This window comes from Nocardioides alcanivorans (assembly GCF_021555175.1).
GTDB lineage: Bacteria > Actinomycetota > Actinomycetes > Propionibacteriales > Nocardioidaceae > Nocardioides > Nocardioides alcanivorans.
Window position 1 is genome coordinate 87,918 of record NZ_JAKGRW010000051.1, and the last position, 16,080, is coordinate 103,997.

Here is a 16,080-nt window from a genome sequence, read left to right on the forward strand (position 1 = left end):
AGGTCACATGGAAGAGTCGTTGTCCGCCGACATGCAACTCCAGCGGAGCAGCCGCGCGCCTGAGGAGGTCGCCGCCCGGATCGCTGCTTGGCTCGCCGAGCAGGTGGGCAACCCGGTCACCGCCGAGGTGGTCGGTGGGGTCAACGCCAACGGCCTCTCCTCCGACACCTTGGTGCTCGACGCCGCCTGGGCGGGCGGTGGCGGCCGCTTCGTCACCCGGGCCGCGCCCACGGTCGCCGACGTGCCGGTCTTCCCGGTCTATCGACTGGGTCACCAGAGCGAGGTGATGCGCCTGGTGGGCGAGCTCAGCGACGTGCCGGTGCCCGAGATCGCGTACGTCGACCTCGAGGGTCGAGCGCTCGGCACCCCACTCTTCCTCATGCAGTACGTCGAGGGAGTGGTTCCGCCCGACGTGCTGCCCTACAACTTCGGCGACAACTGGTTCGCCGATGCGTCGCTCGACCAGCAGCGCTGCCTGCAGGAGGAGACGATCGGGGTCATCGCGGCCCTGCACGGCATCCCGGACGCGACCGAGACCTTCGGCTTCCTGGTCGAGGGACAGCAGGGCAGCGCGGGTTCGCCCGAGCAGCACCTGGGCAGGGTGCGTGCGTGGTACGAGTTCGCGGCCGCAGGCGTCGGGCGCTCTCCCTGGTGGAGCGTGGTCTGGCCTGGTTGGCCGAGCACCCGCCGGCGCTGGCCCGTCCCGACGAGGCCGTGCTGAGCTGGGGGACTCGCGGATCGGCAACGTGCTCTATCGCGACTTCCGACCAGCGGCGGTGCTCGACTGGGAGATGGCCTGCCTCGGTCCGCGCGAGCTCGACGTCGCCTGGCTCATCTTCGCCCACCGCGTCTTCGAGTCGATCACCGAACTGCTCGGCGCCGCGGGGATGCCCCACCTGCTGCGTGAGGAGGACGTGGTCGCCGCCTACGCGCAGCGCACGGGCGTCCAACTGGGTGATCTCACCTGGTTCCACGTGCTCGCGGGGGTCCAATGGGCCATCGTCTTCCTGCGCACCGGTGCCCGGCAGGTGCACTTCGAGGAGATCGACCCACCGGACGACGTGGAGAGTCTCTTCCACCACCGGTTGCTGTTGGAACGCATCCTGGACGAGGTCGGAGCGCCGGTGTGATCGGGCCACTCGACGAGTTCCCACTGCATCAGGCACCGCTGCCGATGGCATGGGTGGCCAGCAGCGACCGCAACTTCTACGACCGGTGGTATTTCAACGCGCACGACCGGAGCGGTGAGGTGGTGTGGATCCTCGGCGCCGGCTACTACCCCAACCTCGGCACCAAGGATGCCTTCGTGCTGCACCGCGCTGCAGGGAGACCACGGCCGTCCATCTCGGTGACGCGATCGACCAGGACCGGATGAACCCGCACGTGGGGGCCTTCCGGATCGAGGTCCGAGAGCCGTTGCAGGAACTGCGGGTGGTGCTCGAGGAGACCGACGGGATGGCGCTCGACCTCACCTGGCGCGGCTCCTTCCCGGTCGTGCAGGAGTTGCCTCACCTGATGCGTCAGGGCAGCCGGATCACTCTCGATGCCCAGCGCTTCGCGCAAGTGGGTACGTGGGAGGGAACCCTGGTGCTCGACGGGGTGGAGACTGCTGTGGATCCCGGCACCTGGGTGGGCACCCGCGACCGCTCCTGGGGGATCCGGCCGGTGGGGAGGCGGAGCCGGCGGGCCGCCCCGCCGACCCGCCCTTCGAGGGCATGTGGTGGCTCTACCTGCCCCTGCGTTTCGAGGAGTTCGCGGTGGTGCTCATCATCCAGGAGTCGCCCGACGGGTTCCGGACGCTCAATGACTGCACCCGAGTGTGGGCCGACGGGCGAGTGGAGCAGCTCGGCTGGCCCCAGGTCCGCATGGACTACCTCTCCGGCACCCGCCGTCCTCGCACCGCCGTCCTCGAGTGCGTCGGTGCCGACGGACAGCCGATCCGCCTGGAGGTGGCGGCGCTGCTGGAGGCTCCCCTGCACGTCGGTGGTGGCTACGGCGGTGATCCCGACTGGACCCATGGCATGTGGAAGGGCCCCGGCTTCGCGGAGCGGGTCCGCTATGACATGTCTGCCCCGGAGGTCGCCGGGCGCGAGATGTTCGGTGTCGTCGACCACGTCGGCCACGCCCTGTTGCACGAGGGGGTCGGTGCTGATGCCGTGGCCCACGAGGGCTGGGGCCTCTTCGAGCACGGTGCCCTCGGACGCCATGACCCCAGCGGGTTCAGCGACTGGTTCGACCTCGCTCCCTGAGTGCGTCGAGACGTCACCCCGCCTGTCCGTCCCAACTGACCAGCCCACCAGGAGATCCGCGCCATGACGCTCGACCGAGACAGCTTCTTCATCAACGGCACCTGGGCGGCGCCCGCGAGCGACGCCGTCCTCGAGGTGGTCTCACCGCACTCGGAAGAGGTGGTGGCACGTGTGCCGGAGGGAGCGTGGCCGACATCGATGCCGCGGTGGCAGCGGCCCGCGACGCGTTCGACCACGGCCCGTGGCCGCAGATGTCGCCTGCGGAACGGATCGCGGTGCTGGAGCGCTTCTCTGGCCTCTACAGCGCAAAGTTGACCGAGATGGCCGAGCTGATCACCGTCTCCATGGGGTCGCCGACCTCCTTCGCCAACCTCGCCCAGTCGCCGGCACCGTGGATGCAGATCGAGGCCTTCCTCGGCATCGCCCGCGAGTTCGACTGGGAGGCCGAGCGGCCCGGGGTCCTCGGCGCGCCGGTGCTGGTACGTCGTGAGCCCGTCGGTGTGGTGGCGGCGATCCCGCCGTGGAACGTGCCCCAGTTCACGATCATGTCCAAGGTCGTGCCTGCCCTGCTCGCCGGCTGCACGGTCGTGGTCAAGCCTGCGCCCGAGACGCCCTTGGACGGCTACCTGATGGCGGAGTTGCTTGCCGAGGCCGGCGTACCCGAAGGGGTGGTCAACATCGTCGCCGCCGGGCGCGAGGTGGGGAGCACCTGGTGCGCCACCCGGGCGTCGACAAGGTCGCCTTCACCGGGTCGACCGCTGCCGGCCGCCGGATCGCCTCGATCTGCGGTGAACAGCTGAAGCGGGTCAGCCTGGAGCTCGGTGGCAAGTCGGCAGCGATCGTGCTCGATGACGCTGACCTGTCCACCACGATGGAGGGCTTGAAGTTCACGGCGCTGATGAACTCCGGACAGGCGTGTGTGGCCCAGACCAGGATCCTCGCCTCTCGCGGCAACTACGACGCCGTGGTCGAGGCGCTGACGGAGGCGGTGGGTGCGATGCAGGTGGGTGATCCCATGGACCCGGCCACCGAGATCGGGCCGTTGGTCGCCCGGCGGCAGCAGGAGCGGGTCACCGACTACATCAGGATCGGGCAGGAGGAGGGTGCTCGGCTGGTGCTCGGCGGCGACGGCCGCCCCGACGGGCTCGACACGGGCTGGTACGTGCGTCCGACGATCTTCGCCGACGTGGACAACCGGATGCGCATCGCCCAGGAGGAGATCTTCGGGCCGGTGCTCTCGGTGATCGCCTACGACGACGTCGACGACGCGGTGCGCATCGCCAACGACTCCGACTACGGGCTGGCAGGCACGGTGTGGACCAACGATCGTGAAGCCGGTCTCGACGTCGCCCGCCGGGTGCGCGCCGGGACGTACGGCGTCAACACCTACACGATGGACTTCGCGGCTCCCTTCGGAGGTTTCAAGGCCTCAGGGGTCGGTCGGGAGTTCGGACCCGAGGGACTTGCGCACTACACCGAGGTGAAATCCGTCTACCTGGAGGCGCCCTCCGCGTGACGCCGACCGAGTTGACAAAGAGTGGAGGTATGTAAATCCGGACGAGGGGTTACCAAGCAGTAGCCGGTCGCATACGCTCGCAGCATGAGCCAGCAGACCCCTCAGCCGGAGCCGCTCGTCGGTGCGCCGTTCGACCCCGAGCACGACCCGCGCGGAACCTATGCGTTCGAGCCGGAGTACGCCGCCTCGCTCACGTCCCGGATCCTCTCCACGACCGGCGAATCCGTTGTCGGGCACAGCCCCGGCAATGCCCAGCCACTGGCGTCGATCCCGCAGTCGAGTGACGAGGACGTGCTCGAGGCGTTCGCCCGGGCCCGTCGTGCGCAGGCGGCGTGGGCGCGCACCAGCCTCGACCACCGGGCCGAGGTGCTGTCGCGCCTGCACAAGCTCGTGCTCGACCGAGCCGAGGAGATCTGTGACGTCGCCGTCTGGGAGTCCGGCAAGGCGCGCAAGGACGCCTACCTGGAGGCCTACCACGTCGCGCTGACCGCGCGATACTACGCGCGCACGATCCACCGCCACCTGGACGCCGAGCGGCGACCCGGCGTCGTACCCCTGGCCACCCGGATCGACGTCAACCGGGTCCCGAAGGGGTCGTCGGCATCATCTCCCCTTGGAACTATCCGTTCACGATGGCGCTGTGCGACGGCCTTCCGGCGCTGATGGCGGGCAACGCGGTCGTGGCCAAGCCCGACAGCCAGACCATGCTCACGGCCCTCCTGGGCGCTCGGCTCCTCGAGGAGGCCGGCTTCCCGAAGGACCTGTGGAGCGTCGTCGCCGGACCCGGGTCGCGCGTCGGCTCCCGGATCATCGAGAACGCCGACTATGTCTGCTTCACCGGTTCCACGGCGACCGGCAAGCGAGTGGCCGCCGGTTGTGCGGAGCGGCTGATCGGCTGCTCCCTCGAGCTGGGGGCAAGAACCCGATCATCATCCTGCGTGACGCCAACATCGAAGTGGCCGCCGAGGGGGCCACCCGAGCGGCCTTCTCCAATGCCGGCCAGCTCTGCGTCTCCACGGAACGGATGTTCGTCGCCGACGAGATCTATGACCGGTTCGTTGAGCGCTTCGTGGCGCGTACCGAGGCCATGGTGCTCGGTCCGGGTCACAACTGGGAGACCGACATGGGATCGCTCATCTCCCAGGACCAGCTCGACACGGTGACGGCCCATGTGGCCGATGCGGTCGCCAAGGGCGCCAAGGTGCTCACCGGTGGCCGCCACCGTCCCGACCTCGGACCCTTCTTCTTCGAGCCGACCCTGCTCGAGGGCGTCACCGAGGAGATGACCTGCTTCGGCAACGAGACGTTCGGTCCGGTCATCTCGCTCTACCGCTTCCATGACGAGACGAAGGCGATCGCCAAGGCCAACGAGGGCAACTACGGCCTCAACGCCTCGATCTACAGCCGCGACGGCAAGCGCGCTCGCGCCATCGCCCGCGAGATCAAGTGCGGCACCGTCAACATCAACGAGGGCTACGGCGCCACGTTCGCCTCGCTCGATGCTCCGATGGGCGGCATGAGGCAGTCCGGGACGGGGCGTCGCCAAGGCGCCGAGGGCATCCACCGCTACACCGAGGTGCAGTCCGTCGGCACGCAGCGCGGCTGGGGCTTCCGCCCCGTGCCGGGCATGTCCAACCGCACCTTCGCCAAGGTGCTCGAGGTCAACGAACGCCTCATGAAGAAGCTGGGGAGGGCCTGATGTCCGGAGCCACGCACTACGACGTCCTCGTCGTCGGCTCGGGATTCGGAGGGTCGGTCTCCGCGTTGCGCCTGACCGAGAAGGGCTACAAGGTGGGCGTCCTCGAGGCGGGTGCCCGTTTCGACGACGATGACTTCGCCGACAACTCCTTCGACCTCAAGCGGTTCCTCTTCCGCCCCGAGGCCGGTTGCTACGGGATCCAGCGCATCGACATGGTCAAGGACTGCCTCATCCTCGCCGGTGCCGGGGTGGGAGGTGGCTCGCTGGTCTACGCCAACACACTCTACGAACCCCTGGATGCGTTCTACCAGGACAAGTCGTGGGCCCACATCACCGACTGGAAGTCCGAACTCGCGCCCTACTACGACCAGGCCAAGCGGATGCTGGGTGTCAACACCTACCCGTTGCACACCCCTTCCGACGAGGTGATGCAGAAGGTCGCTGCCGAGATGGGCGTCGCCGACTCGTTCCATCCCACCCCGGTCGGTGTCTTCTTCGGTGGCCCTGGTCAGCAGCCGGCCGATCGAGTGGCCGACCCCTACTTCGGTGGTGCCGGACCCGATCGCAACCCGTGCCGCAACTGCGGCGAGTGCATGACCGGGTGCCGTCACAACGCCAAGAACACCCTGGTCAAGAACTACCTCTACCTGGCCGAGCGCAACGGCGCCGTCGTCCACCCGCTCACCACCGTCACTCGGGTCCGGCCGCGTGCCGAGGGTGGCTACGTCATCGATGCCCGCTGGACCAAGGCAAAGCTGTCGCGACGCTCGGCGGTCAAGCAGTTCACCGCCGACCAGGTGATCTTCTCCGCCGCCGCCATCGGCACCCAGAAACTGTTGCACAAGCTCAAGGCGAGTGGCGACCTGCCCGGCATCTCCGACCGACTCGGCATGCTCACCCGCACCAACTCCGAGGCGATCCTCGGTGCCATCGCCCCCAACGACGACGTCGACTACACCCAAGGCGTGGCGATCACCTCGTCCTGGCACCCCGACGAGGTCACCCACATCGAGCCGGTCCGCTACGGCAGGGGCAGCAACGCCATGTCGTTGCTGCAGACGGTGCTCACCGACGGCGACGGTCCGGGCCCGCGCTGGCAGACCTGGCTGAAGGAGCTGTGGAAGGAGAAGAAGAACGTCGCGAAGCTCTATGACCTTCGGCACTGGTCCGAACGCGCGGTCATCGCTCTCGTGATGCAGACGCTCGACAACTCGATCACCACCTTCCGGCGTACCGGACCCTTCGGTATCTCCTGGCTGTCGTCGAAGCAGGGGCACGGCGCCCCCAACCCGACCTGGATCCCGCAGGCCAACGAGGCCGTACGCCGGATGGCCGACGTCATGGGCGGAGGCACCGCGGGCGGCACCATCGGGGAGCCGTTCAACATGCCGCTCACCGCGCACTTCATCGGCGGTTGCACCATCGGTGACTCCGCCGAGTCCGGGGTGGTCGACCCCTACCAGCGGCTCTACGGCCACGAGGGGTTGCACATCGTCGACGGCTCGACCATCTCGGCCAACCTGGGGGTGAACCCGTCGCTGACGATCACCGCCCAGGCCGAGCGGGCCATGGCCTTCTGGCCCAACCACGGCGAGCCCGACCTGCGCCCTCCGGTCGGCACCGGCTACCAGCAGATCGACCCGGTGCGCCCGGCGCAACCGGTGGTCCCGGACGATGCCCCCGCGGCGCTCCGACTTCCCATCGTCGGGGTCAGCTGAACCTCGGCGTAACTCGCCGTCACGCGGATCGTTGGGTCATCGGGTCCGTCAGTCATGCTCCCTCCCACGACGGACCCGATGCTCAGGCACTGTCCATCAGATGCGTGGGCCACCAGGGCTCGGCCATCCTCCCTCCCCGGCCGGGCCCTGGTGCATTTGCAGCACTAGACTTCGGCTCACGTCCCGCTGTACGTCGAAAGGCTGTTCCATGACCGTTGGGTCCGAGCACGATCTGGTGCTGGTCGTCGACTTCGGGGCGCAATATGCGCAACTGATCGCACGGCGAGTGCGTGAGGCGCGCGTCTATTCCGAGATCGTCCCGCACACCATGCCGGTGGCGGAGATGCTGGAGCGCAACCCCAAGGCGATCATCCTGTCCGGCGGGCCGTCCTCGGTCTACGCCGACGGTGCGCCCGGGATCGACGCCGCGATCTTCGACGCGCAGGTTCCGGTCTTCGGCATGTGCTACGGCTTCCAGTTGATGGCCGCCGCCCTGGGCGGCGAGGTCGCTCCCACCGGTGCACGTGAGTACGGGCGTACGCCGGTCAAGGTGAGCGCGGCCGGCACGTTGCTGGCCGAGATCCCCGCCGAGCACAACGTGTGGATGTCGCACGGTGACTCCGTCGTCGCCGCGCCGGAGGGGTTCTCGGTGCTCGCCTCCACCGACGTCACGCCGGTGGCTGCCTTCGAGCACGTGGGCCGGCAGCTGGCCGGCGTCCAGTGGCACCCCGAGGTGCTGCACTCCGAGCACGGCCAGAAGGTGCTCGAGCACTTCCTCCACAGCATCGCCGGCTGTCGGCAGACGTGGACCATGGTCAACATCGTCGAGGAGCAGATCGAGCGCATCCGGACGCAGATCGGAGAGTCGGGGCGCGCCATCTGCGGCCTCTCCGGTGGCGTCGACTCCGCTGTGGCCGCCGCCATCGTGCAGCGTGCCATCGGTGAGCGTCTGGACTGCGTCTTCGTCGACCACGGACTGCTGCGCAAGGGTGAGGCCGAGCAGGTCGAACGCGACTTCGTCGCCGCCACCGGTGTGAAACTCCACGTCGTCGACGCGCAGGAGACCTTCCTCGACGCGCTGGCGGGGGTCACCGACCCGGAGACCAAGCGCAAGATCATCGGCCGCGAGTTCATCCGCGCCTTCGAAGGTGCCGAGGCCGCCGTGCTGGGCGAGGCCGCCGCCGATGGTGACAAGGTCAGCTTCCTGGTGCAGGGCACGCTTTATCCCGACGTGGTGGAGTCGGGCGGCGGTGCTGGCACCTCCAACATCAAGTCGCACCACAACGTCGGCGGCCTTCCCGAAGACCTCGAGTTCGAGCTGGTCGAGCCGCTGCGGACCCTCTTCAAGGACGAGGTGCGCCTCGTCGGCGAGCAGCTCGGCCTGCCCGCCGAGATGGTGTGGCGCCAGCCGTTCCCGGGACCGGGGCTGGGCATTCGCATCATCGGTGAGGTCACCAGCGACCGGTTGGCGTTGCTCCGCGAGGCCGACGCGATCGCCCGTGAGGAGCTCACCAACGCCGGGTTGGACCGCGACATCTGGCAGATGCCGGTGGTGCTGCTCGCCGACGTACGCTCCGTCGGTGTGCAGGGCGACGGTCGCACCTACGGCCATCCGATCGTGATCCGCCCGGTCACCTCGGAGGACGCCATGACCGCCGACTGGGCCCGGCTTCCCTACGAGGTGATGGAGCGCATCTCGACGCGCATCACCAACGAGGTGGCCGAGGTCAACCGGGTCGTCGTCGACGTCACCTCCAAGCCCCCGGGCACCATCGAGTGGGAGTGACGGAAGCCTCGTGCAAATGAGGTGCGGGGGCCAGGCCCCCGCACCTAGGCTTGTCCCCATGTTCCTCGGAATCGCTTCGATGAGGTTGCGCACCGCCTGACCGGCGGTGCATCGAGTCAACCCTCCCTGCCCGCCGCTGCCGGATCCCTGCCGGGCGGCGTGATCGCACGCGCCCGGCTCCGTCAACGAGCTGGAGCGAACTCCTGTGAACAACCCCGTCCCGGGCCGTCTTGGCCCCGCCACGAACCTTCTTCCCGCGGGCTCCGCGGCACAACTACGTGCAGAAGGGCTGGCCGTCACCCTCGGTGGCCGACAGCTCTTCGCCGACCTCGACCTGACCGTCACCGCGCGCTCGCGGCTTGCCCTCGTGGGGGAGAACGGGCGAGGCAAGACCACGCTGCTGCACGTACTCGCCGGTCTGCACCAGCCCGACCACGGGCAGGTGCACCGGGTCGGCACGGTCGGCCTCTCCCGCCAGTCCATGTCGGTGCACGACGGCCAGACCGTGGGCACGCTCGTGGCCGAGGCCGTCCACCGTGCCCACGCCGCGTTGGTGCGCCTCGATCGTGCCACCGAACTCCTGGCCGAGGACGGTGACGGTGCCGCCGAGGAGTACTCCGATGCGCTGGAGGCCGCCACCTTGCTGGACGCGTGGGACGTCGACCGCCGGGTCGACATCGCCCTGCAGGCGCTCGACGCCTGCCGGGACCGGGAACGACCCTTGGCGACCTTGTCGGTCGGTCAGCGCTACCGGGTGCGGTTGGCCTGCCTGCTCGGTGCGCCAGCGGACATCCTGCTGCTCGACGAACCGACGAACCACCTCGACGCGCAGGGTCTGGACTTCCTCACCGAGCGGCTGCGCTCCCATGTCGGGGGAGTCGTGCTCGTCAGTCATGACCGGGCGCTGCTGGCCGACGTCGCACGCGAGTTCCTCGACCTCGATCCGACCGAGGACGGCCGAGCGCACCTGCACGTGGGCGGATACGACTCCTGGCGTGAGGGCAGACGTCGGGAGCGGGAGACCTGGGAGCAGGAGTACGCCGCCCAGCAGGTCGAGGAACGCCGCCTCACCCAGGCCGCGCAGCAGGCCAGGGACCGACTCAGCACTGGCTGGCGACCGGACAAGGGCACCGGCAAGCACCAGCGGCAGTCCCGGGCGCCTGGCCTCGTGCGTGCGTTCAACCGGGACCTGGAGGCACTCGAGGAGCATCGCCTCACGGTCCCCGTGCCCCCGGCACGGTTGCGGTGGCCGGACCTGCCCGGTCACCACGGCGCGCTGGTGCGCTGCACGGAGGTGACCGTCGCCGGTCGCCTTGCCCGGCCGATCTCACTCGAGATCGACGGCGGCGACAAGCTGCTCGTGACCGGACCCAACGGAGCGGGCAAGTCCACGTTGCTGGGGTGCCTCGCCGGAGTCGTCGCCCCGGACACCGGCGAGGTCTGGCGTCGTCGCGGCGCCGGCATCGGCGCCCTGATCCAGGAGGTGCCGCGCTGGCCCGACGATGCGACCGCGGACCGGCTCCACGAACGTCAGGTCGGTCGGCTCGTCTCGGCCGGCGAGGTGAGCGACGACCGGGTGGTCGCCCTCGGTGCCACGGGCCTCCTCGACCGGGAGGCCCGCCGTACGCCCGTGGGACGCATGTCGGAGGGACAACGTCGGCGCCTGCATCTCGCCCTGGAGCTCGCGGCACGCCCCCAGCTGTTGGTGCTGGACGAGCCGACCAATCACCTCTCCATGGCGCTGGTCGACGAGCTCACCGAGGCCGTGTGCGCGACCGGGGCCGCGGTGGTGGTCGCGACCCACGATCGCCAGCTGGTGCGGGACCTGGCGTCGTGGCCCGAGTTGCGACTGGGGTGATGCGGACTGCGCTTGGTGTCGCTCAGCCCCGGGCGTCCTGCTTGCGAGTGGCGGCCAGGCTGACCACGGCGGTGACGGCCAGGGTGCCGACGATGACGATCAGGGAGAACCAGATCGGGATGTCCGGGGCCCACGTGATGTGCTCACCGCCGTTGATGAACGGCAGCTCGTTCTCGTGCATCGCGTGCAGCACCAGCTTCACGCCGATGAATGCCAGCAGGAACGCCAAGCCGTAGGAGAGGTAGATGAGGCGCTGCAGCAGGCCACCGATGAGGAAGTAGAGCTGTCGCAGACCCATCAGGGCGAACATGTTGGCGGTGAAGACCAGGTAGGGATCCTTGGTCAGGCCGTAGATGGCCGGGATCGAGTCGAGCGCGAAGAGCAGGTCGGTGGTGCCGAGAGCCAGGACCACGAGGAACATCGGCGTGATCAGCCGCTTGCCACCCTCCTTGATGGTCAGTTTCGTGCCGTGCCACTCGCTGGTCGCCGGAAGATGGGTCTCGGCGAACTTCACCAGCTTGTTCTCCTCGAACTCCTCCGTGTCGTCGTGCTGCCCCTCGCCGGCGAGCTTCATGGCCGTGTAGACGAGGAAGAGTCCGAAGATGTAGAAGACCCACGAGAACTGGTTGATCGCGGCGGCACCGACGATGATGAAGGCAGCTCGCATGACCAGGGCCAGCACGATGCCGATCATCAGGGCGGTCTGCTGGTACTGCCGCGGCACGCCGAACTTCGTCATCAAGATGATGAAGATGAAGAGGTTGTCGACCGACAGGGAGTACTCGGTCAGCCAGCCCGCGAAGAACTCGGGACCGGGCTTGGGGGAGAGGTCGTGGGGCTCGGCGAACATCCACAGCACCACACCGAAGATGATCGCCATGCCGACGAAGACCGCCAGGTGGCGACTGACCTCACGCATGGTCGGCTCGTGCGGCCGACGGGCGATGACGAGCAGGTCGACCGCGAGCACCGCGACCAGCACCACGATGGTGATTGCCCAGACGAGTGGTGAGGCGACGGAGTCGCCCATGATGGCATTCACTGTGTTGTGTCTCCTCCGGAGTGGAATGGTCGACGCGACAGAAGGCTACGCCGACAAGGGTGGACTCCGGAGGTCTCTTCCGCCCAGCCTGTCGCGCGCGTCGGTGAGGCGGCGTACGTCAGGCCGGACCGGCGCGCCGGGCCAGCTGGGTGTGCCTGGACCGTGATGACGACGCCACCGCAAAGGGAATACTCCCCTCCAAGTTTGATGCGCGCACATCCTCGCACGCCCCCTGTTCGACCCCTACATCGCCCGTCGGGACTGTCCCGAGAGAGGGCGGGTCAGGAGGCCCATTCCTTGAGCTGCGAGACGATGCCGGCGGGGTCGTCGCCGACGGGGTGGACGTTGAGGCTGGTGACACCGGCCTCCTGGAAGGCGGCGATCCGCTCCTTGACGTACGACGCGGGGCCGACCAGGTTGGCGGCCTCGAGCCACTCGGTGGGGACGAGGGCCTCGGCTTCCTTCTTCTTGCCGGAGAGGTAGAGGTCCTGGATCTCCGCGGCTTCCTTCTCGTAGCCGTAGGCACGGGCCACGTCGTTGTAGAAGTTCTTGCCCTTGGCGCCCATGCCACCGACGTAGAGGGCGAAGAGCGGACGGGCGAAGTCGATGAGTGCCTTGGTCTCCGGACCCTCGCCGATCGCGACCATGCCACCGGCGACGATCTCCATGGAGGAGCCCAGGCTCGCATCGCGGCGCGAGTAGCCGGCGGTGAGCGCGTCGCCCCAGACCTCGTTGAAGCGCTCGGGCCAGAAGAGGTGCGGGAGCCAACCGTCGGCGAGCTCCGCAGCCTGCTCGACGTTCTTCGGTCCCAGGGCGGCGACATAGATCGGGATGCTCGGACGCTCGGGCTTGGTGAGGAGCTTCAGCGGCTTGCCGAGGCCGGTGATCGCGCCGGCCTCCTTGCCGAGCGGCAGGTTGATGATGCCGTCGTTGACCAGCGGCTCGCGGCGCATCCCCTTGCGGAGGATGTCGATGATCTCGGCGGTGCGCGCCAGCGGCTTGGAGTAGGGCACGCCGTGGAAGCCCTCGATCACCTGAGGTCCTGACGCGCCGAGGCCAAGCAGGGCCCGGCCGCCGCTGACATTGTCGAGGCCGGTCGCGGTCTGCAGCAGGGCGCCGGGGGTCCGCGAATAGATGTTGAGGATCGCGGAGCCGATCTCGACCGTCTCGGTCTTCGCGGCGAGATAGCCCATCAGGGTGGGGGAGTCGAAGCCGTAGGCCTCGGCCACCCACACGGTGTCCAGGCCGGCCTTCTCGAGGGCGACGACCTGGTCCGCGGCCTGCCGCGGGCTGCCGTCGTAGGCGAGCATGGTGGAGATCTTCATCAGGTTTCTCCTGAGGTGGTGGGAGTCTGCTCCGAGGTTAGTGGTCGTTCACGGGCGCGGTGGGCTGATCACAGCCCCAGCGATCGGCCGATGATCTCCTTCTGGATCTCGGTCGTGCCGCCGTAGATGGTGGAGATGCGGCTGTCGAGGAAGGCCTTCGCGACCGGGTACTCCATCATGTAGCCGTAGCCGCCGTGCAGCTGCAGGGTCTGGGTAACCAGCTTGTTCTGCAGTTCGGTCGCCCACCACTTGGCCATCGAGGCGCCTTGGGGGTCGAGGTCGCCGCTCAGGTGCTTGCGGATGCAGTCGTCGACGAAGACGCGGGTCACCTGGGCCTCGGTCGCCATCTCGGCGACCAGGAAACGGTTGTGCTGGAACTTGCCGATCGGCTTGCCGAAGGCTTGGCGCGTCTTCGCGTAGTCCACGCTGATCTCGACCATCAGCTCGCACGCCGCAGCGGCCTGGGCGGCGATGATCAGTCGCTCCTGCTGCAGGTTCATCATCAACGAGATGAAGCCGCTGCCCTGCTCGCCCAGCAGGTTGGCCTTGGGCACGCGGACGTCGGTGAACGAGAGCTCGGCGGTGTCCTGGGCGTGCAGGCCGATCTTGTCGAGGTTGCGGCCCCGTTCGAAGCCCTCCATGCCGCGTTCTACGACCAGCAGGCTGATGCCCTGGTGACCGGCGTCCGGATCGGTACGGCACACGACGATCACCAGGTCGGCGTTGATGCCGTTGGAGATGAAGGTCTTGGAGCCGTTGAGCAGGTAGTGGTCACCCTGGTCGACGGCGGTGGTGCGAATGCCCTGCAGGTCGCTGCCGGCACCGGGCTCGGTCATCGCGATCGCGGTGATGATCTCGCCACTCACGGTGCCGGGAAGCCAGCGCCGCTTCTGCTCATCGGTGGCCAACGAGCTGAGGTAGGGCACGATGATGTCGGTGTGCACCGAGAAGCCCGGACCACTGCACCCGGCTCGGGTCTGCTCCTCGGAGAGCACGACGTTGTAGCGGAAGTCGTCGACGCCGGCACCGCCGTAGTCCTCGTCGACGTCGAAGCAGAGCAGGCCCGCCTCTCCGGCCCTCAGCCACAGATCGCGGGGGACGATGCCGTCCTTCTCCCATTGGTCGTGGTGGGGGACGACCTCACGCTCGAAGAAGGTGCGGACGGTCTTGCGGAAGTCTTCGTGCTCCGCCTCGAAGAGGGGGCGGGGGAGTCGTTCACGGGGCAGGTCCCTTCGTCGGAGCGGGTCTCCTGAAATCTAACAGTGACAGTGACACTGTCAATACAGGATTCAGGTGGCGAGACCGAGGACCTCGGCCCGCGGCAACTCGGCGAGCGCCCGCCCGGGGAGGAACAACTTCGAGTGCCGCACCCCAGAACCGATGCAGGCGAGCTCGACGTCGACGGCCCGGCTGTCGATGAGCAGTCGCCAACCCTCTGGCAGGCCGATGGGCGAGATGCCGCCGTACTCCATGCTGCTCTCCGCCACCGCTCGGTCCATCGGGAGGAAGGACGCCTTGCGTACGTCGAGGGTCCGCTTCACGACCCCGTTGACGTCTGCGCGGGTGTCGGCGCGCACCAAGCAGGCGGCGATCCGCTCGTGGCCGTCGCGTTTGCCGGCGACCAGCACGCAGTTGACGGATCCGGACATCGGGAACTCGTAGGCCTCGCACATGGCCGCGGTGTCGGCGTACGCGGGATCGATCTCGGCGACCTGCGCGAGCGTCGCCGGCGGCCACTCCTTGAGGGCGCCGGCGACGGGTGCACCGAGCAGGTCGGGGTGATCCAGGGCAGGAAGGAGGCTGAGTCGCATGCTCCCATCGTGGCACCCAAGGCTCAGGTGCTGCCCTCGCGACGCTTGCGCTTGCGCAGGTTGCTCTGGGTCGCGGCAACCAGGCCGACCGCCCCGGCGACGACCCAGGGGAGGGGCGTCAGCCAGCGGATGTCGGAGTTCGCCACCGTGTCGGTCATGAGCAGCGCCCACACGGCGAGGAGTCCGGCGAAGGCGACCCCCATGACGAGGTGGCCGGTGTTGACGGGATGCTTCCAGGAGTCCGTGGTCTCGCCGGGGGTCTCGAGGTCGGTGTCCATGACCCGGGTCCTTTCGTGGTCGTCGTGGAAGAGCGGCTGGGTCGGGTCGGTCATCAGCGGTTCGCCTCCACCAGCTCGACCGAGATCTCCCCGAAGGTGAGGTCGGCGCGGATGTCGAGGGTGGGTACTGCGTCGCCGCCGTCGTGGGAGGCGCGCAGGGTCGGGTCCCACCCGCTGCTCTTGCGGTCGAAGGCGCGGATCTCACCGGCGCCGTCGATGTCTGCGTCGAGGTTGACGTCGAGGTCGTCGACCGGGATCCGGATCTCGATCCGGCCTGCGTCGCCGTCGATGCGGATGCTGCGTCCGTCGAGCTCCTCGAGGTCTTGGATCGCGCTGAGGTCGAGGACGATCTCGCCGGCGCTCATCTCGTAGAGGGAGTCGAGTTCGGCGGCGCTGGTGGGCGCGGCATGCACCTGGGTGCCGTCCCACCTGTCGGCCACGGTGCCACCGATCAGCCCGAAGGTGGCGATGAAGCCCAACAGGATCAGTCCGCCAGCGCGCCCGAAGAAGGCGCCGACGAGGAGTGCGACGGCGATGATGCCGAGGGCCAGTGCCGGGTAGGCGGAGCCGTGGACCTCGACGCCGGCAGCGTCGACGATGCCGAGCACGCCGAGACTCAGGACCACGAGCGGCAGCACGAACCAGAAGAGGATCGGCCGCGCTTGCGCGGGTCACGGGGCGATCGGGGCGCCGGGGCGCCACGGCGGGAAAGGGGCCGGTGTAGGGCGCGGCGGGCCCAGCGTCGGTCGACGGGTGCTCCCCGCCCGAGCCGCTGCTCCCGTCGCAGAGCGTCGCGGC

12 protein-coding genes and 3 pseudogenes are annotated in these 16,080 nt (G+C 68.5%); 9 read left to right on the plus strand and 6 right to left on the minus strand.

From position 1 onward, the window contains the following. The first annotated feature begins 7 nt into the window (after positions 1-7). From L1066_RS21885 to L1066_RS21930, 9 genes and pseudogenes are all read left to right on the plus strand, one after another. A complete protein-coding gene (locus L1066_RS21885; protein WP_235738502.1) occupies positions 8-721 on the plus strand; it encodes a protein kinase family protein in 714 nt (237 codons plus the stop codon). A 25-nt stretch (positions 722-746) separates the two neighbouring features. Further along, positions 747-1,130: a protein kinase family protein gene (locus L1066_RS21890; RefSeq protein ID WP_235738503.1), complete on the plus strand. Its 384-nt coding sequence runs from the start codon at positions 747-749 to the stop codon at positions 1,128-1,130. Continuing rightward, positions 1,127-1,375 carry an Rv3169 family protein gene (locus L1066_RS21895; RefSeq protein ID WP_235738504.1) on the plus strand — a complete coding sequence of 83 codons (249 nt, stop codon included), beginning with the start codon at positions 1,127-1,129 and terminating at the stop codon, positions 1,373-1,375. The genes L1066_RS21890 and L1066_RS21895 overlap by 4 nt, the downstream gene beginning before the upstream one ends. Next, positions 1,372-2,249, plus strand: a pseudogene (locus L1066_RS29355) (Rv3169 family protein). The gene L1066_RS21895 and the pseudogene L1066_RS29355 overlap by 4 nt, the downstream one beginning before the upstream one ends. A gap of 206 nt (positions 2,250-2,455) precedes the next feature. After that, positions 2,456-3,765: pseudogene (locus L1066_RS21905) on the plus strand (aldehyde dehydrogenase). Between the two features lie 84 nt (positions 3,766-3,849). Further along, positions 3,850-5,464, plus strand: a pseudogene (locus L1066_RS28975) (succinic semialdehyde dehydrogenase). Next, positions 5,464-7,182, plus strand: a complete 1,719-nt coding sequence (locus tag L1066_RS21920) for a GMC family oxidoreductase N-terminal domain-containing protein (RefSeq protein ID WP_235738508.1) — start codon at positions 5,464-5,466, stop codon at positions 7,180-7,182. Before L1066_RS28975 ends, L1066_RS21920 begins: the two are co-directional and overlap by 1 nt. 208 nt (positions 7,183-7,390) lie before the next feature. Then, complete coding sequence (gene guaA / locus L1066_RS21925; RefSeq protein ID WP_235738509.1) at positions 7,391-8,968, plus strand: glutamine-hydrolyzing GMP synthase; 1,578 nt, start codon at positions 7,391-7,393, stop codon at positions 8,966-8,968. Between the two features lie 205 nt (positions 8,969-9,173). Beyond that, entirely contained in the window at positions 9,174-10,826 is a 1,653-nt protein-coding gene (locus L1066_RS21930; RefSeq protein ID WP_235738510.1) for an ABC-F family ATP-binding cassette domain-containing protein, read from the plus strand. Between the two features lie 22 nt (positions 10,827-10,848). On the opposite strand, the gene L1066_RS21935 is transcribed toward L1066_RS21930, so the two are convergent. The 6 genes from L1066_RS21935 to L1066_RS21960 form a co-directional block, all read right to left on the minus strand. Then, positions 10,849-11,856: a TerC family protein gene (locus L1066_RS21935; protein ID WP_235738522.1), complete on the minus strand. Its 1,008-nt coding sequence runs from the start codon at positions 11,854-11,856 to the stop codon at positions 10,849-10,851. Between the two features lie 293 nt (positions 11,857-12,149). Continuing rightward, the gene (locus L1066_RS21940; RefSeq protein ID WP_235738511.1) at positions 12,150-13,193 is read right to left on the minus strand and encodes an LLM class F420-dependent oxidoreductase; all 1,044 of its coding nucleotides are present in this window, start codon (positions 13,191-13,193) and stop codon (positions 12,150-12,152) included. 68 nt (positions 13,194-13,261) lie between these two features. Further along, on the minus strand, positions 13,262-14,449 hold the full coding sequence (locus L1066_RS21945) for an acyl-CoA dehydrogenase family protein (protein WP_312008525.1): 1,188 nt from the start codon (positions 14,447-14,449) through the stop codon (positions 13,262-13,264). 33 nt (positions 14,450-14,482) lie between these two features. Next, positions 14,483-15,004, minus strand: coding sequence for a YbaK/EbsC family protein (locus tag L1066_RS21950; protein ID WP_235738512.1), 522 nt, complete (start codon positions 15,002-15,004; stop codon positions 14,483-14,485). A 23-nt stretch (positions 15,005-15,027) separates the two neighbouring features. Further along, the gene (locus tag L1066_RS21955) at positions 15,028-15,336 is read right to left on the minus strand and encodes a hypothetical protein (RefSeq protein ID WP_235738513.1); all 309 of its coding nucleotides are present in this window, start codon (positions 15,334-15,336) and stop codon (positions 15,028-15,030) included. After that, positions 15,336-15,920, minus strand: coding sequence for a cell wall-active antibiotics response protein (locus L1066_RS21960; protein WP_235738514.1), 585 nt, complete (start codon positions 15,918-15,920; stop codon positions 15,336-15,338). Before L1066_RS21960 ends, L1066_RS21955 begins: the two co-directional genes overlap by 1 nt. Positions 15,921-16,080 lie beyond the last annotated feature (160 nt).